Raw genomic sequence first — 21683 nt, forward strand, 5'->3', positions numbered from 1 at the left:
CATGATCGGGCCATGACTCGTCCCGATTACCCGGCGTTGCTGCGCGCCGACACCGACCGGCTGCTCGACGTCATCGACGGGCGCTTCGACCGACCCGTTCCGACCTGTCCTGGCTGGAGCGTCGAGCGGCTCGTGGGGCACGTCGGACGGGTGCATCGGCGGGCGGCGACGTGGCTGGCCACCGGCGGAGGCTCATCCGAGATCGAAACACCGCCTGCGCCGGAGCATCTCGCGGATTGGGTGCGGCGCGGGCTCGACGATCTGCTCGCGGCCCAGCGCGCCGTCGACCCGGAACGGACGGTCGAGACCTGGGACGGACCGCGGCATTCCGCGTTCTGGATGCGGCGCATGGCGATCGAAACCGCACTGCACCGCGTCGACGCGGAACTGGCGGTCGGCCACGCCACGCCGATCGACACCGCCCTGGCGCTCGACGGTGTCGACGAGTTGTTCGAGGTGATCGTCCCGCACCGCGGCACCGGTGACCTGCACCGTGGTGGGCAGACGATCCATCTGCACGCGACCGACCCGGGCGTCGGGGCCGGTGCCGGCGAGTGGTTGCTGGCGTTGGGTGCCGATGCCGTGACCGTCGAACACGCCCACGCGAAAGGCGATGTCGCGGTGCGGGGTTCTGCGTCGGATCTGCTGCTGTTGCTGTGGAACCGGGTGGATTCCGCCGGGTTCGAGGTTTTCGGGGATCGCGCGATCCTCGAGCGCTGGCGCAGCGCCGTGACCGTCTGAACGCCCGTGCGGGCCCCGCCGCCCGTGTGCCTTGTCGGGCCCTCGTGACCGCCACGAAAGGCACACGGGACGGGTTGTCTACGAGTTGGCGAGCTCGTAGCGGCGGCGGTATTCGTGCTTGGACGTCTCGCTGGTGTCGACGTCGGTCGCCTTGGCGCGCAGCGCGCCCACGGTGGCCTGCTCCCGCGGGATGTGCTTGAACGGATCCCAGTCGAAGAACCGGGCGACGTTCTCGTGCGTGATCTTGTCGATCTCCGCGTCGGTGCAGTTCGACGCCGTCAGCTCCGTCATCAGCATCTCCGGAGAGTTCGGCCAGGTCGAATCCGAGTGCGGGTAGTCGCATTCCCACGCGATCGTGTCGATGCCGAGGCGGTCGCGGTTGCTCAGCGCGCTCGGCTCGGTGATGTAGCAGGCCAGGAAGTTCTTGCGCCATGCGTCGGTCGGGGTCATGCCCTTGGGCAGGAAGGTCCGTCCGGTCCACTCCTGATTGGTGACGTGGCGTTCGAGCCGATCGAGCCACGGCGGAACCCAGCCGACCCCGCCTTCGCTCATCGCGAACTTCAGGTCGGGGAACTTCTTGATCGCGCCGCTGAGCATCACGTCGGTCGCTGCGATCGTCGAGATCAGCGGGGTCAGGATCATCATGTCGTCGAGGTCGAAGCCCTCGGCGCGCTTGACGAGGCTGATGCCGCCCCCGATGTGCAGGCTCAGCACGATGTTGCGGTCGGCGCACGCCTTGAAGATCGGATCCCAGTAGCCCGACTTGAAGGGCGGGTAGCCCTCGCCGACGCCGTACGGGGTCTCCGGGATGCTGATGGAACGGACCCCCATCGCGTCGAGGCGCTCGATCTCCTTGACCGACTCGTCCACGTCGAAGAACGGGACGATGCCCAGCGGGATGAACCGGCCGGGGTAGGTGCTCGGGACCTCACCGACCACCCAGTCGTTGAACGCCTTGCAGGCGGCGAGCGAGAGCTTCTTGTCCGGCAGGCTCGCCAGGTGTGTGCCGGCGAACCCGGGGAACGTGGCGAAGAGGGTCGCTGCGAGGGTGCCGTTGGCGTCCATGTCGCGCACGCGCAGGTCCATGTCGTAGATGCCGGGCCGCATCTCGGCGTAACCGGTGGGGTCCATGCCCCATTCCTCCTTCGGCCACGACGCGACCGCGTTCAGGCCCGAGCTCCCGACCACGACGCCCTGGAACATCCACGCCTGCACGTCGGGATTTCGCGGATTTGCGGTCAGCTTCGGCGCCTGGTCCCTGAGGCTCTTCGGGAAGTACTTCTCGAACAGGTCGGGTGGCTCGACCACGTGGTCGTCGATGCTGATCATCACCATGTCGTCAATGTTCATCGGAATCCTCTCGTGCGGAACAGAGCTGTCCCGGCGGCACTCGCTTCATGTGAGAATATTACTTTCAGATCTGAGAATCCAGATTTCGAAGTACGTCGACAAGGCTCCTACGCGGCGGGTGGTACCTCTGACATGATGCCGTTATGAAAGAGAACGCCATTTCCGTCGACTTCTCGGAGGATCTGTCCGAGCTCGTCCTGTCGGGGGCGCGCACGTTCACCGCGGACTTCGGGCTCAACACCCTCCTGCTCGACGAGCGACGATCGGTGATCCGCGCGAACCTCACCGACAAGCTGCGCTCACCGGCCGGCGGAGCGGCGCTGGGATTCCTGGTGACCGCCGTCGACATCGTGACCTCGGACCCCGCACTCGTCGCCGGGGGCGGCGACTGGACGGCGACGCAGGACCTGTCCCTGCACGCGGTGACCGCGCCGAAGGACGGCCCGCTCTTCGTCGACGCCAACCTCGTCCGGGTCGGCAAGAAGACGGTCGTCGTGTCGGCGGACGTCTACGACGGTCACGGTCGCGAGGACCTCGCCGGCTTCGCACGCGAGATCGACGGCGGCGCGGCCGGGAAGCCCTGCGGACCGACACTCGCCGCGCGCGGGCTCGTCACCTTCGCGCGGCTGCCCCGGCATGCGGCGTCCCACGCGGACCTCTACACACCCGGACAATGGGTGGGCAAGGTTCGGGGCCACCCGGAGCGGGAAATCGACGGCGACATCTACGAGCGTCTCGACCTGCGTGTCGTCGACGCGGCAGCCGGTGTCCTCGAACTCGACCGCAGCCTGTTCGTCCTCAACCAGATCGGCACCATCCAGGGCGGCGCGCAGGCCCTGCTCGCCGAGGCCGCCGCACATGCCATGCGGCCGGGTCTCGTCGCCACCGACATGCTCGTCCGCTACCTGTCCCAGGTGCGGTCCGGCCCGGCGCGCTCGTACGGCACGGTCGTGCGGGACGCCCCCGACCACAGCGTGATCGACATCCGGCTGGTCGACGCCGGGGACGACGAGCGGGTACTCGCGCTGATGACGGTGACACTGCAGCGACCGTAGATGCGGTTCGAGGGTGCACAAATGGTCGTTTCAGGCGGGCGGATTCAGGAACCCGAGCGGCGTGTCGCAACCGTTTGTGCACACTCGACGGCTACTCGTCGACGGATTCCGCGGCGATCGGTGCGACCTGCTCCGGCTGTTGTGGTGCCGCCCGCACCCATCCACGAAGCGGTTGCACCACGGACCCGTAGAACGAGTCGGACGACGCCGTCACGCTCGTGATGAATCCCGCTGCAGTTCCCGATCGGCGGTTGCCCATCGGGAACGTCTGTACCAGGGAGAACGACACGATTTCGCCGCTGCGTCCCTCCGTCAGCGCCTTCGGATTTGCCCGGACGGTGTCGAGATGTTCACAGGCTTCGTTTCCGCGCTCCGAGAAGACCGCTTCGACCTGAAGGTTACCGGGTGCATTTTCGAGTTGCTTGAGGAGCCACGTCAAACGCCGTCCCGACGTTCCTTCGTCGGGGGCATCGAGCGTTGTCCGGCAGCGAACACGATTGGTACGTACGTCGGCGGTCACGACAAGATCGCCGACCGTGTCCGGGATGCGGAGGACAGCCTCGAAGGTGCCTTCTGCAGCCAGCTTCTCCGCGATGTGAGCATTTCGTGCATCCGGGTCGTTGTTGAACCGGCGCGGCAGAACGTGCTTGACGGTCACGCCGAGTTCAGCGGTGAGGCGGAGTGCGAGATGACGGGCCAATGCCACCCAGGTTCCGGCGACGATCTGGGCCTTCGGATCACTCGGCCGCAGGGTTCCGGCAGTCACGGCTTCGCGTACCGGAACCCAATGACGGCCCATGTCGACGAACTCGGAAGCCCCGGAACGGGGATGGTCGAGGTACCGGAGAAACTCACGCAGGATCCAGTTCTGAAGGTTCTCCTCGATATGACCGTGGGACAACAACATCCGTGCCTCATGAGCGACTTCGGCCCACGACAGATGGCGCAGTGCGACCTTCGCGAGTTTTCGGCGATCCACTTCGACCGGTAGCTCACCCGCACTCGCGGGGATGTCGTTCGACAGGCTGATCACTGCGTCGTACTTTTTCCGACGAGCCACATCGAGGTAGTTCTCGAGTTGCTCGCGCTTGAGCTTGCCGTTACCGGTCTTGACTTCGAGCAGACCGGTCCACAGTCGACTGCCGCGTGAAACCTTGAGGACGGCATCGGGAATGACACGAGATTCGCCTCGTTCGTAGGGAACTTCGAGATAGCCTTCGAAACCCCCGGCGGGGGCTCCGACACGCGAGCAGACGGCGCGTGCGAATGCCGGCACCGCCTGCATTGTTGCGACGAGTGCCGAAGTTGCCCTGCGCTCCTGTTCTTCACCGGCCCCGATGCCCGCCACGGAGAACAACCGCGCCGGCTGCCAGGTGTCCTGCTCGGCGAGCTTGAACTCGATAGGTGTGGTCGTCCGGGCAGCTCGCTTGGCTGTGCGGACTCCGGTTCGGACGCGCTTCACTACTGGAGGATTGTCGGCCGCGGGCGCCGAGTCCGTCGCGGTGGTTTCCGCTGGCGCGACGCCGACCGGTGCGGGCTCCTCTACCGGGTCAACCGGTTCCGCGTGTTCGGTCTCGTTGTCGATCTCGACTCCATAGTCCTGTGCGAGACCTCCGAGGCCCGAGTCCCAGCCCTGCCCGATTGCTCTGACCTTCCACTCTCCGTTTCGCCGGTAGACCTCGCCGAAAACGAACGCGGATTCGGTTGTCGCATCGGCGGTTGCGTATTCCGCCAGCGAATGTCCGGCACCGTCGACGACGCGAAGCGTGAGTTTGCCGAGTTCGCCGAAGGTGCCCGAGTGCACGCTTCCCGACAGGGCGACCGAGTGGACGTCCTCGGGAACTGCCGACAGGTCGATCGTGAGTCTGGCTTGAGCACCTTCCTCTGTCGATCCGGTGCCGAGAAAACGGACGGAGCCGTCCTCGGATTCGGGCTGGTTGTAGAAGACGAAATCCGCGTCGGACCGCACCTTTCCCTCCGCGTTCAGCAAAAGTGCCGACGCGTCGATCTCTACCTCCGATTCTGTCCAACCCAGCACGACGTCGATCTGGTGCAAGTCGTTGGGGAGCGGGATATTCTGCCCTTTGCTCAAAATCGGAGAGATCACTGGTCGCGCCTTTCCTCTCGCGGAGTATCGAACGACACGATGCTGCCGCTCGCGAGTGGATCATCGAGCGCGACGACGCGAATGTTTCAAAGCAGACGAGCGGCACGGATGGTTCGCCGGAACGTCAGAAGGACCGGCCTCCCCCAAGCCGTTCGATCGCGCATCCAAGAATTCGACCCGGTCCGGTCCAAGCGTCGGGGAGCAGCGTGTACGAGGTGACCTCGATCTCGACAAGCTCGGACGGACCGATGATCCCTCCGGCTACCCCGAAAAGTTCCGCGACGCGACGAGCGACACTGGCGGTGGTGTGCGTGACCACCGCGATGCTCATGCTCGACATCGCGGTCGTCAACACCGCACTGCCGTCGATCGCCGTCGAGTTGGAGACCGGCGTGAGTTCCCTCCAGTGGGTGATCGACGCGTACACGCTGGCGCTGGCCACCGTGGTTCTCAGCGCCGGTGCCTGGGCGGACCGCCGGGGCCGGCGCCACGTGTTCCTCATCGGCATCGTGTGGTTCACCGTGGCGTCGCTGCTGTGCGCGCTGGCGCCGACCATCTGGGTCCTCGACATCGCCCGCGCCGCACAGGGAATCGGCGGTGCCATCCTGTTCGCCTGCTCATTGGCGCTGTTGGCGGACGTGTTCGAGAAGGGTCCGCAGCGCGCGGCGGCGCTGGCTGCCTACGGTGCCACCATCGGCGGGGCCTTCGCCGTCGGACCCCTCGTCGGGGGTGTGCTCACCGAACTGCTGAACTGGCGTGCGATCTTCCTCGTCAACATCCCGATCGGCCTCGCCACCCTGCTCCTGACGCTGCGCTGGGTGCCGGAGTCGCGCGACCCGCATCCCCGCGGCGCCGACATACCCGGTCAACTCCTCGTCTCCACCGGCTTGGGGGCCCTGGTCTTCGGGCTGCTGCGCGGTAACGAAGACGGATGGCTCGACCCGCTGACCGTCGCCGCCGCGATCGTCGCCGCGGTCGCACTGGTCGGGTTCGTTCTGCACGAACTGCGCACGCGTGAGCCGATGCTGCCCCCGCACCTGCTCGCGAACCGAGCCTTCGCCGGCGCTCAGATCGCGGCATTCGCGATCTCCGCGTCGCTGTTCGCGGTCTTCGTCTACACCACGATCTACCTGCAGAACGTCCTGCACCTGTCGCCCATCGACACCGGCCTGCTCTACATTCCCGCGACCGCGGCGATGTTCGTCGTGGCAGGCGCCACCGCGAAACTCGACCGGCGGGTCCCGGTGTTCGTCTCGCTGAGCGTCTCCCTGCTCCTGGTGGCTGTCGGCCTGATCATGATGACCGCCGTCGACGTCGACAGTTCCAGGTATGCGATCCTGCCGGGCCTGATCGTGGCCCTCGTCGGGGCCGGCGTGTTCAATCCCGTGATGAGCGGCCTCGTCCTCGCTGAAAGTACCTCGGACCATTCCGGACTGGCGGCGGGGATCAACGATGCGTTCCGTCAGACCGGGATCGCCGTCGGGGTCGCGGGGCTCGGCACCCTGCTGCCCGCACAGTCGCTGCTGCCCGGTGGATCGCCGCACGAATTCGTCACCGGTCTGCATCAGGCGCTGCTGCTGTCCGCCGTGATCGCGGCGCTCGGTGCGCTGGTGTGTGTGGCTACACTGCGCACGACCCGCGCATCCGCCGACGACCCGCGCGAGACCGCACGCGTGATCGCCTGACGGTCCCCGCGCGGCGCCCGGATCAGGTCCCTACACTTCAACGCGTTCCATGCCTGCGGTGCGAGGAGCCACGCATGATCTATCGACTGCTCGGCCCACTCGAGGTCGCGCGGACGCCGGGCCGTTCGCTGGACCCGAGTGCTGGGGAGGGCCTGGTCGATCTGGGTCCGCGCAAGCAACGTGCGGTGCTCGCGGTCCTGCTGCTCAGCCGTGGAAAGGTCGTGTCCACCGATCGGCTGATCGACGCGTTGTGGTCGGGTGACGCGCCTGCGAGCGCCGTCTCGAGCATCCAGGCGTACATTTCCAACCTGCGTCGGGCGCTGCGCGGCGAATCGGGCGCGGCATCGCCGATCGTGCGCCAGCCACCCGGATACGTCCTCGACATCACCCGCGACGATGTGGACCTGTCCATGTTCCTCGACGACGCGGAGGCGGCGCAGCGGCACGCGGACAACGGCGAGTGGGAACTCGCGCTGGAGGTCGCCGGCCGTGCTCTCGCGTCCGTCCGGGGCCCTCTCCTCGAGGACCTGCGCGACGAACGGTGGGTGGAGGTGGCTGCCGCCGGATTCGAGGAGGTCCGGACCGGGTGCCGTGAAACGCTGGTCACGGCGTTGCTCGCGATGGGACGGCTGGCACCGGCTCTCGCCGAGGCTACCCGGCTGTACGACGAGTTCCCGTTCCGGGACCGGACGTGCTGGCTGCGAATGCTCGCCCTGCATCGGGCCGGTCGCTCTCCGGAAGCGTTGGAACAGTTCGGCGTTCATGTCGCGCGGCTGGATGCCGAGCTCGGTCTGCTGCCGGGTGCCGAACTGACCGCACTGCAGGGCGCGATCCTGCGGCACGAGCCCGGACTCGCGGCATGGCCGAGAACACCGGGATGGTCGGGGGCCGAGGAGGTTCCGGCGCCGGCGCCGCCGTCCGTCGCGGTGCCGGTCGGGCAGGTCGAATCCGGGCGTGTGTTCGTGGGACGCACAATGGAGAGCGGCGTCATCGACGGCATGTTCGACGAGGTGCGTACCGGTGCGCCTCGCTGGCTGGTGCTGACCGGTCCGGCGGGCATCGGTAAAACCCGGCTGGCCGAGGAGTGCGATGCCCGTACGGTCGCGGCGGGCGGCACCGCGGTGTGGGCCCGATGCCTCGAGGACGAGGGCGCCCCGGCATGGTGGCCGATCCGCCGAATGCTGCGGGAACTCGGTGTCGATGCAGATGCCGCGCTGGTCCCGCCGACCGGGGTGGAACCGGACGAAGCTCGCTTCGCCGTGTACGAACGGGTACTGCATGCGATCGAGACGGTGGCGGCGCAGAACGCGGCGCTGACCGTCGTCGTCGACGACATTCAATGGGCCGACCCGACCTCCCTGCGATGTCTGAAATACCTGGTCGGCGCGCTGCACCGGGACCGGGCCTGGTTCGTCCTCACTCTGCGGGATTCCGAAATGCGTTCCGGTGTACGTGAATTCATCGATGTAATTCTGCACCGGGACGGAAACCGGCACATCGTGGTGCCGGCGCTCGCCGAGACCGAGGTGGCGGTACTGGCCCGCCAGGTGTGCGGTGAGGAACTCGGCCCGACCGAGGCGCGGATGCTCGCCGAACGTACCGGCGGCAATCCACTGTTCGTCTCCGAATACGCCCGGCTGCCGCGCGACGAACGTCTGGGCGGGGGAATCCCGATGGCCGTCCGCTCGGTCCTCGGCCGACGCCTGGCCGCGGTGGAACCGGCCGTGCTGCAGGTACTACGGGTCGCGGCGGTCATCGGCGACACCATCGAGACCGATATCCTCGCCGCCGCGACCCGGCTCGATCTCGACACCCTTGCCGACTATCTCGACGACGCGGCCGACGAGCGCATCATCGTCGCCGACCCGGGCGTCCGCGGTTACGTGTTCGCCCACGGCCTGCTCCGTGACGAAGTGCTCGCGGAGATCCCCGAACTGCGCCGTCAGCGCATCCACGCCCAGGTCGCCGAGGCCCTGGCGGACTCCTCCGACGCCGATCGGTCGAGCAGGCGCGCGCAGCATCTGATGGCCGCGCTTCCCGTGGCCGATCCGCGCACGGTGTTCGACGCCTGCTCGGACGCCGCGCGGGAAGCGACCGAGCGATGGAACTCGGAGACCGCTGCGCAGTGGTGGGAAGCGGCGGTTCAGGCATTCGATCTGCTGCCGGCCTCCGAGCAATCGGCCGGCGCCCGTGACGATCTGCTCGTGGCCCGGGTGGAGGCACTCGCCCGGGCCGGTCGCGGCCAGACGGTGCTCGACGTTGTCGACGCCGGTCTGCTCGCCGCGGTCCGCGAAGGCCGCACGTCGGCCGCCGGACGTCTGGCCGCGGCGCTGTTGCGCTCCGCCGGTGCGTGGCCGTGGGTGTCCTACGGCAAAGATCCCGGACCGTTGCTCGAAAGGCTCTCGGGCCTGGAACCGTTCGTCGCCGACGACCCGCCGGCCCACGCCCGGGTGCTGGCGGCACTGGCGGTCGGGAGCTGTTACCACCCGGACTCGTCCGTTCCCGACAACATCAGCAGCAGGGCGCTCGGGATCGCCCGCGAGACAGGTGATCCGGATGTCGTCGCCGACGCGCTGCTGGGGCGGATCCTGCTCTACTCCGGGGTGGCGACGCACAGTCACGAATCCGTCGGGTTGATAGACGAGTTGTTCGCCCTGCAGCACCGGCAATCCCGATTCGACGACGTCATCGCCCACGCGGCCGCGAGCATGGCCCATACGAACCTGACCGATGTCGACGCTGCCGCCGCACATGTGCGGCAGGGGATCGTCGGGTGCGACCTGCTGCGCCTACCTGTTATTCGCGTCCAGTTACGTTGGATGGAAGCGACATTGGCGGCATGGCGCGGAGACTTCGACGAGACCCGCAGGCAGTCCGAGGCTGCGCGACAGTTCCATCTGCAAACCGAGCTGTACGTAGCGGGCAGCGCCGACCTCGCCGCGAACACCCTCGAGTGGGAGCACGGAATGCTCGCCGATGCGCAGCCGGGTTTCGTGGAACCGGATTCGTGGCGTATTGCGATCGCCGCGGCGCGCGGCGACAGGGAGACCGTCACCCGTGAGGTTGCCCGATGGTCCGCCGAGCAGGGGCCGTTCACCTGGACCACGCTCGGGCATCGCACGTTGATCGCCCGCGTTATCGCCGATCTCGAACTCACCGAGCACGCGGAGACGTTCGTCGACCTGCTGGCTCCGTTCGTCGACCGCATCGCGACGGTGGGGCAGGTGGGAGTCATCGGTGCCGTCGCGGAGGCATCGGCGCGCCTGCACGCGCTGCTCGGCCGCGTCGAGGACGCCGTGGTACTGCTCGATCGCGCCGAGGAGATCGCGACACGGACGTCGAGCCCCCCGACCCTGTTGCGCTGCCGGCTGCTGCGCACCCAGCTCCGTGCGGTGTCGCCGGCTCGGGATCGGGCGATCGAGCAGGTGGCCGCCGACGCGACCCGTCTGGGGATGTTCGGCCTGGCCGCCTACGCGCGCTCGATTCCGGACTGATCCGTCCGCCGCGCTTGGCCGACGCTTGGACCCGCCGCACCGGTCGAGCCAAGAACCGGCCAAGGCAGCTCGGACATCCTTCCTTCACACCCGCAAGACGGACGGAAGGAAGATCCGATGATCCCCACGACACCCGCGATCGCCGCCTCGATCGAATCGCTCCGGGCGGCGGTCTCCGGCGCGGTGGCGTTGCCCGGCGAGCCCGGATACGAGCTGGCGACACCGTGGAACGTCGCGGTCCCGGTCCGGCCGTACGCGGTCGTCGCCGTCGACAACGCCGCCGACATCGCCGCGACCGTGCGGTTCGCGGTGAAGCACGGACTGAAGGTCGCCGTTCAGCGCACCGGCCACGGCGCGGTCCCGCTGGGGGACGACGTTCTCCTCGTCCATACCGGTCGGCTGACCGAGTGCGTGATCGATCCGGAGGCCCGCACCGCGCGGATCGGTGCCGGGCTCGTGTGGCAGGACGTCATCGACGCCGCGACACCGCACGGATTGGCGCCGCTGGCCGGATCCTCCACGACCGTCGGTGTCGCCGGGTTCCTCACCGGCGGAGGCATCGGACCGATGGTGCGCACCTACGGATTGTCCTCCGATTTCGTGCGCGCCTTCGACATCGTGACGGGAAACGGCTGTCTGCTGCACGTGACCCCCGACGAACACGCCGAGCTGTTCTGGGGCCTGCGCGGCGGCAAGGCGACGCTGGGGATCGTCACGGCCGTCGAGATCGACCTGCTTCCGGTGACTCATTTCTACGGCGGCGCAGTCTATTTCGACGGAGCGGATGCCGACGTTGTGGCTCGCGCGTGGCTGGACTGGTGCGCCGATCTCCCCGAGCACAGCTCGACCTCGCTCGCGTTCCTGCAGCTCCCCCCGCTACCGCAGGTGCCCGCGCCGCTCGCGGGACGCTCGACCGTAGCCGTCCGCTTCGCCAGTCTCGCGGATCAAGCGGAGGCCGAAGCCCTCATCGGTCGCCTCCGTTCGGTGGCGACGCCGATCCTCGACGGCGTCGCGGTGTTGCCGTGGGCGGCGGTGGGGGCGGTGCATGCCGATCCGGTCGACCCCATGCCCACCCATGAATACACCGCGCTGACCGGGGAACTGACCCGCGAGGCGATCGACGTCCTCCTGTCCGTCGCCGGCCCGGGTTCGCGCTCGCCGCAGACCGTCGTCGAAGTTCGTCTCCTCGGGGGTGCACTGGCCCGGGAACCGAGGCATCGCAGCGCCTTCTGTCATCGCGACGCGGATTTCGCGCTGATGGTCGCGGGTGTGCTGGCGCCGGCCACGGCGGACGATGTGATCGGGCACGCCCGCACCCTCGATCGGGCGATGTCGCCCTGGACCACCGGACGCCGGCTGCCGAACTTCGCGGCCGATTCCGATCCGGACACCATCGCCCGCGCATACGACGACGACACCTGGCATTGGCTCGGCGCGCTCGCCGACGAACACGACAGCGAGGGCGTCCTGCGCGTCGGCCACGTAGTGCGTCGCGACCGCTGAACCCTCGACACCGTCACCTCGAAAGGCACACCCATGCATTCGGTTCGGACCGCTTCCGGACTCGCTCTCTCGGCTCTCACCGTCCTCGCCGTCGCCGGCTGCGGCGACCCGGCGACCCCGGTCGCCCGAGGGGCCGACGTACCCGCGCACGGCACCGAGACCCACTACAGCGCGGAGCAACCACTGGGGGAAGGGAACTCCCGAACGTATGTCACCGTCGACGATGCCGGGAATCCCCAGGAGATCGGCATCCGGATGTCCGCGTCCGCACTCGACGGGCTGCCGGAGGGTCCGGATGCCACGACGACGATGGTGATGCTGGATCTGCCGGCGGGTGCCCCCGAGACCGGCTTCGAGCACGTCATGCTCGACTGGAACCCGCACGGCCACGACCCGGAAGTGCTGTTCGGTGAACCGCACTTCGACATGCACTTCTACATGACGGACACCGAGAGCGACATCGACCCGGCCGCACCCGACTTCGCGGTACGAGCCGCCAACCTTCCGGAACCGCAGTATGTTCCGGAAGGTTACGGCCCGCCGCCGGGACCCGCGGCCGAGAACACGGTGCCGTTCATGGGGATGCACTGGACCGATGCCGCCGACGGGGCGATACCCGGGTCGTTCGACTTCACCGAAGTACTGCTCTACGGATCGTGGGATGGCGAATTCACGTTCATCGAACCGATGATGACCCGCGAGTGGCTTGCGACGAAACCGCAGATCCGGGAAGACGTCCGGCAACCCGCCGCCTACCAGCGGACCGGGTACTACCCGACCGTCTACACCGTCGACTTCGACGAGCAGGCCGGCGAGTACGTCATCGCACTGTCCGGTCTGACGCTGCGCGAGGCGTCCTAGAGATGTGCCGTGTCACCCGGGCGAGAGGGGTCGCCCGGGTGACACGGTGCTGCGCTGGTTTCCCGCGATCGCCCCGACCTGTCGCGACCGTCCACGCGCACTCGGGCCGCGCGCACTCGGGCCGCGCGCACTCGGGCCGCGCGCACTCGGGACACGGGTCCACAGTGCGGCGGCCACGAGCGCCGCGGTGCCGAGAGCGATCACCGCAAACGGCCACCATCGCGGATCGGCCGTCGTCGTGGTCGTGGCCGGAGGTTCCGCCTGGGCACCGCTGACGCGCGGCAGGGCCTCCGTCGCCGATCTCACGTTGTCCGCGATCCCCGCGACGACACCCGCTACCGGTCCGACACCGTCGACGAGTTGTCCCGTCCCCTCGGTCAGCGCCAGTCCACCGTCGTCGAGCATCACGAGGCCGTCGCGAAGCTGGGGGGAACCCGCAGCGGCCTGGGTCATCCCCGTCACGAACTGGGCGTTCGGATCGGTGAGTTCGCCGGAGAGCTGCCGTGCACCGTCGCGTAGCTGGGAGAGCCGGTCGAGCGTGTCCGGGCCGAGTCCCTGGGTATCGAGCGTGTCGACGAGCATGCGCAGCTGTCCGGCCGCATTCTGTGCCACCGGATCCGGGGAGATTCCGAGTGTGTCGGCGACGGACGTGAGCTGCTCGGTCACCGTTCCCTGCATCGCGCCGAGCCCGGCGAGTCGGCCGACGACCTCGTCGACTCCTCCGCTGATCTGCGTCGCACCAGCGCCGAGCTGGGCCACCCCGCCGTCGAGCTGAGCAAGTCCGGCCGCGAGCTCTTCCCCGCCCTCTCGCGCCTGCCGGAGACCGTCCGAGAGCTGCCGCGCGCCGTCGTCGAGCTGACGGCTGCCGCCGGCGAGTTGCCCGACGCCGCCGTCGAGCATCGACAGCGGAAGCCCGGCGCGCTGCAGCCGGTCGTGGGCCTCGTCGACGCCACCGGAATCGGCTGCCGTGCCCGATGGCTCGGTTACGGTCACCGTCGTGTCCGGTGCATCGAGATAGGCGAATACGGAGCCTGTCGCGAGGAGGATCAAGCCGAGCGTGATGAGTATGGAGACCGCACGTGGATGCACGGTCGGCGACGGTACAGATCGGCTATGAGAATTCTCTGGCAACCCGATGCGTCCGTCTTGCACACCGCGCAGACGGCCGCGCGCCGCCCGCCCCGCGCGTGGGTCCGATGGCCGGGTGGCTGTCGCACCGTGGGCGGAAATGCCGAAGGGCCCCTCCGCGTTGCGGAAGGGCCCTTCGATGGTGCTTCACGAGTCGGGGTGGCGGGATTCGAACCCACGACCTCTTCGTCCCGAACGAAGCGCGCTACCAAGCTGCGCCACACCCCGTGATGAACCTCGGTTAGCTTACAGCACCATTCGCCGGAAGATTAAATCGCCTGGTCAGCGGGGAGAAATCGCACTTTCGGCCGCGCGGTCGGCGGCGGCGAGAGCCTCGTTGCGCGGGGCCGGAACCAGGGTCAGCAGCGTCGCCTCGGGGCGGCAGCAGAACCGGGCCGGAGCGAACGGCGACGTGCCGACGCCCGCCGACACGTGCAGGCGCATGTGGGCACCCCAACGCGAGGGTCCCTTCACCCGCGACCGATCGATCCGGCAGTTGGTCACGAGAGCGCCGACGAACGGCAGGCACAGCTGGCCGCCGTGGGTGTGCCCGGCGAGCACCAGGTCGTAGCCGTCGTCGGCGAAACGGTCGAGGACCCGCGGCTCCGGCGAATGCGTCAGGCCCAGCTTCAGGTCCGCGAGCGGATTGGGCTGACCGGCGATCGTGTCGTACCGGTCCCGCTCGAGGTGCGGATCGTCGACGCCGGCCGCTGCGATGCGCACACCCGCGACCTCGAATTCGCGCCGCACGTGTGTCATGTCGTGCCATCCGCGTTCACTGAACGCCGCGCGCAGGTCGCCCCACGGCAGTGGTGCGCCGTAGACACGCTCGTGGTCCCTGTCGAAGTACCGGAGCGGGTTCTTCAACACGGGCGCGAAGTAGTCGTTGCTGCCGAACACGAACAGGCCGGGGCGCGCGAGCAGCCCACCCATCGCCTGCACGACGGCCGGCACGGCCTTCGGATGCGACAGGTTGTCACCGGTGTTGACCACGAGATCCGGCTCCAGCCGGTCGAGTTCGCGCAGCCAGTTCTGCTTGAGCCGCTGGTTCGGCATCATGTGCAGATCGCTGAGATGCAGTACGCGCAGCGTCGACGCGCCCGGATCGAGGACCGGCATGGTCACCTCGCGCAGTGCGAACGCGTTGCGTTCGATCAGCGTGGCGTAGCCGAGTCCGAGGGCAGCCGCGCCGGCGGCACCGGCGGCTGCGCGGAAGAGAGCGGAGTGGTCAGGCACGGGTCCAGCGTACCGCCGGGGCTGCACTGCGCACGGCCTTCGTCGGGGCCGCGTAGCGTTCGGTTCATGTCCGAGACCCCGCAGTCCCTCAAGTCCACACTCCGAACCGACCTCACCGCGGCCATGAAGGACAAGGATGCGCTGCGCACCGCGACCTTGCGGATGCTGCTCGCCGCCGTCCAGACGGAGGAGGTCGCCGGGAAGGAAGCCCGCGAGCTCACCGACGAGGAGGTCGTGAAGGTTCTTGCCCGCGAGTCCAAGAAGCGCGGCGAGGCCGCCGAGGTCTACACCGAGAACGGTCGGGGGGAACTCGCGGCGAAGGAGCACGCGGAGGCCCGGATCATCGACGACTATCTGCCGACGCCGCTCACCGACGCCGAACTCGTCGACGTCGTCGACACCGCGATCGGCCGCGTCGCCGACGAACTGGGCGAGCGGCCGGGTCCGAAGAACATGGGTCAGGTCATGAAGGTCGCGACCGCGATCGCCGCCGGGAAAGCCGACGGCAAGCGGCTTTCCGCGGCGGTCCGATCGCGGCTGTAGATCCTCAGTTGGCGCCGGGGCCGTCGCCCTCGGAGGCCGGCGGCGCCTCGGATTCCGGTTCGGACGTCGGCGACTGGGGAGGCCGGTTCGGGATCGGGGCCGGCGCGTTCGGCGAGGTCGTGTCCGGCACCTGGCTTCCGCTGGGCCGGGCGGGCGTCGCCGTGGTCGTCGGTGCCGCCCGGACGGTCCCGTCGCTGATGTAGATCGTGATCGTCGAACCGGGCACCGCGGAACCGGAGGGTGCGCTGTTCTTGACGGTGCCGGCGCGTTCCTCGCCCTTGACGGTGAGTTCGGTGACGGTGAATCCGGCGTCCTGCAGCCGCGAGATGGCCTGCCGGCTGTTCAGACCGGTCACGTCGGGGACCTGGGCGTTGCCCGCGCCGCGCACGTACTTCTGGTCGACCGGCGGCAGTTCGATCGGCCCGAACTTGGCGGCGACGGGCAGCATCGCGCTGAACCAGGTGCGGGCCGGCTCGGTGCCGCCGAACAGGTTGCCGTTGTAGCAGGGACGCACGGGGCCACTGCAGATCTCACCGGGGGTGGGGGAGTCGCCGTAGGTGTACACGGCGCCCGCGTACTGGTTGGTGAATCCGAGGAACGCCGAGGACATGTGCGATTCGGTGGTTCCGGTCTTCGCGGACACCGGCAGGCTCCAGCCGACCGAGCCGGCCGCGCCGGACGCGGTGCCGCCACCGGCGGTGTCCTTGCTCATCGCATTGGCGAGGGTATCGGCGAGACCGGGTTCGACGACCTGCTCGCAGGCCTGCTGAGTGATCGGCACCGGCTTGCCCTCGCGGTCGAACACCCCGTCGATCGGCGACGGCGGGCACCACGTGCCGTGCGAGGCCAGTGTTGCGGCCACGTTCGACAGTTCGAGCGGGTTGATCCAGGTCGGGCCCAGCGTGTAGGAGCCGAGGTGCTGGTCCTTCTGCATGTCGGCCATGCTCTGCTCACCGAAACCCGAGGTGTTCGCCTGTGAGTACGACCGCAAGCCCAGCCGCACCGACATGTCGACGACCGGGTCGACACCCGTCGCCTCGATCAGCTTGACGAAGGCGGTGTTCGGCGATTGCGCGAGCGCGTCGGTCACCGACAGCTGCGGCGGGTAAGGTCCGGCGTTCTCGACGCAGTACGTCAGGGGAGGACAGCCCTTGGCGCCACCGTCGCCGAGGCCTCGGGCGTTGTAGCGGGCGGGCACGTCGAGGACGGCGCTGGTGCCGAGGCCCTTCTCCATCGCCGCAGCGACCGTGAAGATCTTGAAGATCGATCCGGCACCGTGGCCGGCGAGGGAGTAGGGCTGCGGCTGCACGGTTTCGTTCGCGTCCCCGTTGAGGCCGTAGACGCGGCTCGATCCCATCGCGAGAACGCGATGCGAATCCTGGCCGGGTCGGACCACGTTCATCACTGTGGCGACGTCGTCGACCGTGGGGCTGGTGAAGGCGTCGAGAGAGGTCTTGACCGACGCCTGCACCTCGGGGTCGAGCGTGGTGCGGATCAGGTAGCCGCCCTTGTCGATCTGCTCGCGGGACAACCCGGAGCTCTCGAGATAGCGCAGCGCGTAGTCGCAGAAGAAGCCGCGGTCGCCGGCGGCGATGCAGCCGCGCGGGAGGGTGTTCGGCTCGGGCAGGACACCGAGCGGCTCGCTCTTCGCGGCGCGGATCTCGTCGGCCCGCTCGGGAATGTTCTGGATCATCGTGTCGAGCACGACGTTGCGGCGTTCGAGCACGCCGTCCTCGTTCGTGTACGGGTTCAGTGCGGAGCTGGACTGCACCATGCCCGCGAGCATCGCGGACTGGGGGATGTTCAGGTCCTTCGCGTCGATCCCGAAGTAGGTCTGGGCCGCGTCCTGGATCCCGAACGATCCGTTGCCGAAGGGCACCAGGTTCAGATAGCGGGTGAGGATCTCGTCCTTCGTCAGTTCCTCGTCGAGGGTGAGAGCCATCCGGATCTCGCGGATCTTGCGGGCCGGGGTCGTCTCGATCGCCGCGCGGCGCTCGGCGTCGGTCTTGGCGACGACGTGGAGCAGATAGTTCTTCACGTACTGCTGGTCGATGGTGGATGCGCCCTGTTCGACCTGCCCGCTGGTGGTGTTGGTGAGGAACGCGCGGATCGTGCCCTGCCAGTCGACACCCTTGTGCTCGGGGAACCGCTTGTCCTCGATCGAGACGATCGCGAGTTTCATCTCGTTGGAGATGCGGTCACTGGGCACTTCGAAGCGACGCTGGTCGTACAGCCAGGCGATGGGGTTACCGGCGGCGTCGACCATCGTGGTCACCGCAGGTACGACACCTTCGACGAGTTCGGCGGAGCTGTTGTCCACGGTGTCCGCGGCCCGGTTCGAGACGTAGCCGAAACCGCCTGCGGCCGGAAACAGCATTCCCGCCAGTAGGACGCCGCCGAGGGCCGTGCAACCGGCGAGCTTCGCCACCGTATTTCGGATCGACACGGCTACACCCTACGTGCCACCGCGCCGATTCGACGCTTCGGTAGCGCCGAAAAGCCTCCGACGTGCAGGTATGGACGGGCGTACCAGAAAAGTGTTTGTTCGCCTTGCGCGCTGGGGACTCTTTACCTAGATTGAGACATCAGTGTGATGCAGGTAACACCTCAATAGGAACGCGGCGCCGACTACTGCTGCTACGCAGGCGGTCTGCGCGGACTTCCGGAACTCCGCAACACGGTGTTCGGAGAGTGAAGGGGCAACTGAATGCACATGGCGACTCCGATGGCCCGGCTCGACGTAGACCAAGCAGAGGCCCGTATCGCCTGGGTGACCCAGGCGCGGTGCCGAGAAGTGGATCCCGACCAATTGTTCGTGCGAGGCGCAGCACAGCGCAAGGCCGCGGTCATCTGCAGGCACTGCCCGGTGATGCTGCAGTGCGGTGCGGATGCACTGGACAATCGCGTGGAGTTCGGTGTGTGGGGAGGCATGACCGAGCGCCAGCGTCGCGCACTGCTCAAGCAGCATCCCGAGGTCGAGTCCTGGGCCGACTTCTTCGAAGCGCAGCGTCAGCACCAAAACGCCGTCTAGGTACAGGTCCCACGCCTCCCGGCACCGTCGACCGTTCGACGACCGGCAGACCCGCGGGTCATCCCTCGCGGGTCAGCTGGTCTCCGACGGCTCGCAGCGCCTCGAGATCGGACACCTCGAACGGCAACGACGGCACCCCGACCAGCGGTACCCGGGGGTGCGCAGCGGTGAACCTGCCCAGTAGGTGCAGTTCCCGTTTCGCGGTCACCGCTCGATGCGCGTGAATCCGCAACACCGCCTCGGCAGGCTGGTTGTCGTCGCGTTTCTGCTCCGCGAGCGCATCGGCTGCGGTCGAGGCGTGATCGGCCGACAACGTCGCCAACGTCGGATGGGTCCGATTGAGAACGAGGCCGGCCAGGGGCATGCCGTCCGTGCTCAGTCGCTCGACGAAGAACGACGCCTCGCGCAGCGCGTCCGGTTCGGGCGCCGCGACGACGACGAAGTGCGTCCCCGGCTGTTGCAGCAGGCGATACGTGCGGTTCGCGCGTTCGCGGAATCCGCCGAACATCGAATCGAGGGACTGCACGAACGCGGACGCGTCGGACAGCATCTGACTGCCCACGATCGTCGACACCGCCTTCAGAGCGAGTCCCATGGCACCGGTCACCAGGCGGCCGAGCCCACGGCCCGGTGCGGTGAACATGCGGATCATGCGGCCGTCGAGGAACGAACCCAGCCGCTGGGGCGCGTCCAGGAAATCCAGCGCGTTCCGGGACGGCGGAGTGTCCACCACGATCAGATCCCACGAGTCGCTCGCCGCGAGCTGCCCCAGCTTCTCCATCGCCATGTACTCCTGCGTGCCGGAGAACGACGACGCCACCGTCTGATAGAACGGGTTGTCGAGAATCTGCTGGGCCTTGTCCGGCGCCGAATGCTCGATCACCATGTCGTCGAAGGTGCGACGCATGTTCAGCATCATCGCGTGCAGTTCACCCGGCGTGTCCGGCGCGAGCTTCACCGGCTGCGGACTGTTGTCCAGGGCCGCCACCCCGAGCGCCTGTGCGAGACGCCGGGCCGGGTCGATCGTCAGCACCACGACCTTGCGGCCGCGCTCCGCCGCGCGCAGCGCGAGTGCCGCCGCGGTCGTCGTCTTGCCGACACCCCCGGATCCGCAGCACACGATGACCCGGGACGCCGGGTCGGTGAGGATCTGCCCGAAGTCCAGGACCGCACCGCCACCGCGCGCGTGCGGGCCGGTCATCGGACACCCTGTTCGCCGAGGATCTCCGCGAGCTCGTAGAGCCCCCCGAGATCGATGCCGTCGGCCAGCGCCGGGAGCGTCATCCGTGCCACCTTCACGTCGTCGAGTTGGGCGGCGCTGTCCTGCTGCGCCTTCAGTGTCGAGGCATGCTCGATGGTCTCGGTGAGCAGTCCCGCGAAGTCGGAATCGGACACCTTCAGGCCGGCACGATCGAACGCGGTCCGCACCGATCCGCTGTCGATGCGCCCGGCTGCGACGTCGTCGACGAGTTCACCGGGCAGGTACTCGGGCACGGTGCGGTTGACGATCACCGTGCCGAGCCGCAGATCCGCGGCCTGCAGTTCCTCGACGGCATCGGTGGTTTCCTGCACCGGCAGCGCCTCGAGCAGCGTCACCAGATGCACGACCGTGTCGTCCGAATGCAGCAGCCGCACCACGCCTTCGCTCTGCGAGCGGATCGGACCGGACTTCGCCAGATCCGCCATCGCCTGCGTCACGTCGAGGAAGCTGGCGATGCGGCCGGTCGGTGGCGAATCCACCACCACCGCGTCGTACATCCGGCCCCCGCGCGCGTCGGAGCGCACCACGCACTCCTTGATCTTGCCGGTGAGGATGACATCCCGCAGACCCGGCGCGAGGGTCGTCGCGAATTCGACGGCACCGATGCGGCGCATCGCCCGGCCTGCGAAACCGAGGTTGTAGAACATGTCGAGGTATTCGAGGAACGCCGCTTCGATGTCGACGGCCAGGGCCATCACGACCCCGCCGCCGTCCGCGGTGGCGACCTTCGTCTCCACCGGCGGCAGCGGCGGCACGTCGAACAGCTGCGCGATGCCCTGCCTGCCCTCCACCTCCACCAGCAGAACCTTGCGGCCCTCGGCCGCCAGAGCGAGCGCCAGGGCGGCCGCGACCGTCGACTTTCCGGTGCCGCCCTTGCCGGACACGAAGTGCAGCCGCGCCTCCGCGGCCTTCGCCGGCCAGATGCCGGGCTGTGCTGTCGGTGTTGCCACGAGGGTGAGCCTATAAGTGACCGACCGCGGAATGCGCCCGATAGTGTCAGACAGCATCTCGACAGAGGAGAAACACATGAGCGAATTGACCACCTGGGAGTACGCGACCGTACCGCTGCTCACCCACGCGACGAAGCAGATCCTCGACACCTGGGGTTCCGACGGCTGGGAACTGGTGACGGTGCTGCAGGGCCCGACCGGTGAGCAGCACGTCGCGTACCTGAAGCGACCGAAGGGCTGATCAGGTGACGGAACAGAACTGGACGTCCCGGCTCGCCGAACTCGGCATCGAACTGCCCCCGGTCGCCGCGCCGGTGGCCGCCTACGTGCCGGCGGTGCGCACCGGCGACCACGTCTACACCTCGGGGCAGCTCCCGTTCGTCGACGGCAAGCTGCAGCTGACCGGCAAGGTCGGTGACGCCGTCACCGCCGAGGACGCGAAGGCCGCCGCGCGCATCGCCGCGCTCAACGCACTGGCCGCCATCGACGGTCTCGTCGGGCTCGACAACGTGGTGCGCATCGTGAAGGTCGTCGGATTCGTCGCTTCCGCAGACGGGTTCACCGGGCAGCCCGGTGTCGTCAACGGTGCGTCGGAGTTCCTCGGGGAGGTCTTCGGGGACGCGGGCGTGCACGCCCGTTCGGCGGTCGGTGTCGCCGAGCTTCCGCTGGCCGCGCCCGTCGAGGTCGAACTCATCGCCGAGGTGCGCTGACCTCGAACGCTGTCCGTAGAGTGGGGTG

17 protein-coding genes and 1 tRNA gene are annotated in these 21683 nt (G+C 68.2%); 10 read left to right on the forward strand and 8 right to left on the reverse strand.

Annotated elements, in window-relative coordinates:
- Positions 1 to 12: 12 nt before the first annotated feature.
- Entirely contained in the window at positions 13 to 741 is a 729-nt protein-coding gene (locus RZ1_RS16595) for a maleylpyruvate isomerase family mycothiol-dependent enzyme (protein ID WP_072813576.1), read from the forward strand.
- Between the two features lie 78 nt (positions 742 to 819).
- Here the strand turns inward: RZ1_RS16595 and RZ1_RS16600 are convergent, their stop codons facing one another.
- The gene (locus tag RZ1_RS16600; RefSeq protein WP_072813578.1) at positions 820 to 2091 is read right to left on the reverse strand and encodes an amidohydrolase family protein; all 1272 of its coding nucleotides are present in this window, start codon (positions 2089 to 2091) and stop codon (positions 820 to 822) included.
- 143 nt (positions 2092 to 2234) lie between these two features.
- Here RZ1_RS16600 and RZ1_RS16605 point away from each other — a divergent pair, with 143 nt between their 5' ends.
- Positions 2235 to 3146: a hotdog family protein gene (locus RZ1_RS16605; RefSeq protein ID WP_238071843.1), complete on the forward strand. Its 912-nt coding sequence runs from the start codon at positions 2235 to 2237 to the stop codon at positions 3144 to 3146.
- A 91-nt stretch (positions 3147 to 3237) separates the two neighbouring features.
- Here the strand turns inward: RZ1_RS16605 and RZ1_RS16610 are convergent, their stop codons facing one another.
- Positions 3238 to 5253 carry a TerD family protein gene (locus RZ1_RS16610; protein WP_072813580.1) on the reverse strand — a complete coding sequence of 672 codons (2016 nt, stop codon included), beginning with the start codon at positions 5251 to 5253 and terminating at the stop codon, positions 3238 to 3240.
- A 248-nt stretch (positions 5254 to 5501) separates the two neighbouring features.
- On the opposite strand from RZ1_RS16610, the gene RZ1_RS16615 reads away from it, so the two are divergent.
- The 4 genes from RZ1_RS16615 to RZ1_RS16630 all read left to right on the forward strand — a co-directional run bounded on the left by RZ1_RS16615 (position 5502) and on the right by RZ1_RS16630 (position 12796).
- Complete coding sequence (locus RZ1_RS16615) at positions 5502 to 6938, forward strand: MFS transporter (protein ID WP_072813653.1); 1437 nt, start codon at positions 5502 to 5504, stop codon at positions 6936 to 6938.
- A 74-nt stretch (positions 6939 to 7012) separates the two neighbouring features.
- Positions 7013 to 10432, forward strand: a complete 3420-nt coding sequence (locus RZ1_RS16620) for an ATP-binding protein (protein ID WP_083583737.1) — start codon at positions 7013 to 7015, stop codon at positions 10430 to 10432.
- 117 nt (positions 10433 to 10549) lie between these two features.
- Positions 10550 to 11935: an FAD-binding oxidoreductase gene (locus RZ1_RS16625; RefSeq protein WP_072813582.1), complete on the forward strand. Its 1386-nt coding sequence runs from the start codon at positions 10550 to 10552 to the stop codon at positions 11933 to 11935.
- Positions 11936 to 11968: 33 nt separating this feature from the next.
- Positions 11969 to 12796, forward strand: coding sequence for a DUF5602 domain-containing protein (locus tag RZ1_RS16630; protein ID WP_072813584.1), 828 nt, complete (start codon positions 11969 to 11971; stop codon positions 12794 to 12796).
- 12 nt (positions 12797 to 12808) lie between these two features.
- On the opposite strand, the gene RZ1_RS16635 is transcribed toward RZ1_RS16630, so the two are convergent.
- From RZ1_RS16635 to RZ1_RS16645, 3 genes are all read right to left on the reverse strand, one after another.
- Positions 12809 to 13885, reverse strand: a complete 1077-nt coding sequence (locus RZ1_RS16635) for a hypothetical protein (RefSeq protein WP_083583738.1) — start codon at positions 13883 to 13885, stop codon at positions 12809 to 12811.
- Positions 13886 to 14078: 193 nt separating this feature from the next.
- A tRNA-Pro gene (locus RZ1_RS16640) sits at positions 14079 to 14152 on the reverse strand.
- A gap of 54 nt (positions 14153 to 14206) precedes the next feature.
- The gene (locus RZ1_RS16645; RefSeq protein WP_072813585.1) at positions 14207 to 15160 is read right to left on the reverse strand and encodes a metallophosphoesterase; all 954 of its coding nucleotides are present in this window, start codon (positions 15158 to 15160) and stop codon (positions 14207 to 14209) included.
- Positions 15161 to 15226: 66 nt separating this feature from the next.
- On the opposite strand from RZ1_RS16645, the gene RZ1_RS16650 reads away from it, so the two are divergent.
- Positions 15227 to 15703 carry a GatB/YqeY domain-containing protein gene (locus RZ1_RS16650; RefSeq protein WP_072813587.1) on the forward strand — a complete coding sequence of 159 codons (477 nt, stop codon included), beginning with the start codon at positions 15227 to 15229 and terminating at the stop codon, positions 15701 to 15703.
- 4 nt (positions 15704 to 15707) lie between these two features.
- On the opposite strand, the gene RZ1_RS16655 is transcribed toward RZ1_RS16650, so the two are convergent.
- Positions 15708 to 18131, reverse strand: coding sequence for a transglycosylase domain-containing protein (locus RZ1_RS16655; RefSeq protein ID WP_072813589.1), 2424 nt, complete (start codon positions 18129 to 18131; stop codon positions 15708 to 15710).
- A 279-nt stretch (positions 18132 to 18410) separates the two neighbouring features.
- On the opposite strand from RZ1_RS16655, the gene RZ1_RS16660 reads away from it, so the two are divergent.
- Positions 18411 to 18734 (forward strand): WhiB family transcriptional regulator, encoded by a 324-nt coding sequence (locus RZ1_RS16660; protein ID WP_068166357.1) that lies wholly within the window; start codon positions 18411 to 18413, stop codon positions 18732 to 18734.
- Between the two features lie 58 nt (positions 18735 to 18792).
- Here RZ1_RS16660 and bagB read toward each other — a convergent pair whose 3' ends face one another.
- A complete protein-coding gene (gene bagB, locus RZ1_RS16665; protein ID WP_072813591.1) occupies positions 18793 to 19935 on the reverse strand; it encodes an ATPase BagB in 1143 nt (380 codons plus the stop codon).
- Positions 19932 to 21002 (reverse strand): ATPase BagA, encoded by a 1071-nt coding sequence (bagA, locus tag RZ1_RS16670; RefSeq protein WP_083583739.1) that lies wholly within the window; start codon positions 21000 to 21002, stop codon positions 19932 to 19934. The genes bagB and bagA overlap by 4 nt, the downstream gene beginning before the upstream one ends.
- A 19-nt stretch (positions 21003 to 21021) precedes the next feature.
- Here bagA and sp36 point away from each other — a divergent pair, with 19 nt between their 5' ends.
- The gene (sp36, locus tag RZ1_RS30105; protein WP_138998607.1) at positions 21022 to 21186 is read left to right on the forward strand and encodes a Sp36 family protein; all 165 of its coding nucleotides are present in this window, start codon (positions 21022 to 21024) and stop codon (positions 21184 to 21186) included.
- A gap of 4 nt (positions 21187 to 21190) precedes the next feature.
- Positions 21191 to 21655 carry a RidA family protein gene (locus RZ1_RS16675; protein ID WP_072813595.1) on the forward strand — a complete coding sequence of 155 codons (465 nt, stop codon included), beginning with the start codon at positions 21191 to 21193 and terminating at the stop codon, positions 21653 to 21655.
- Positions 21656 to 21683: the final 28 nt, after the last annotated feature.

The organism is Rhodococcus zopfii NBRC 100606 = JCM 9919, from assembly GCF_001895025.1.
In the GTDB taxonomy this organism is placed as follows: domain Bacteria; phylum Actinomycetota; class Actinomycetes; order Mycobacteriales; family Mycobacteriaceae; genus Rhodococcus; species Rhodococcus zopfii.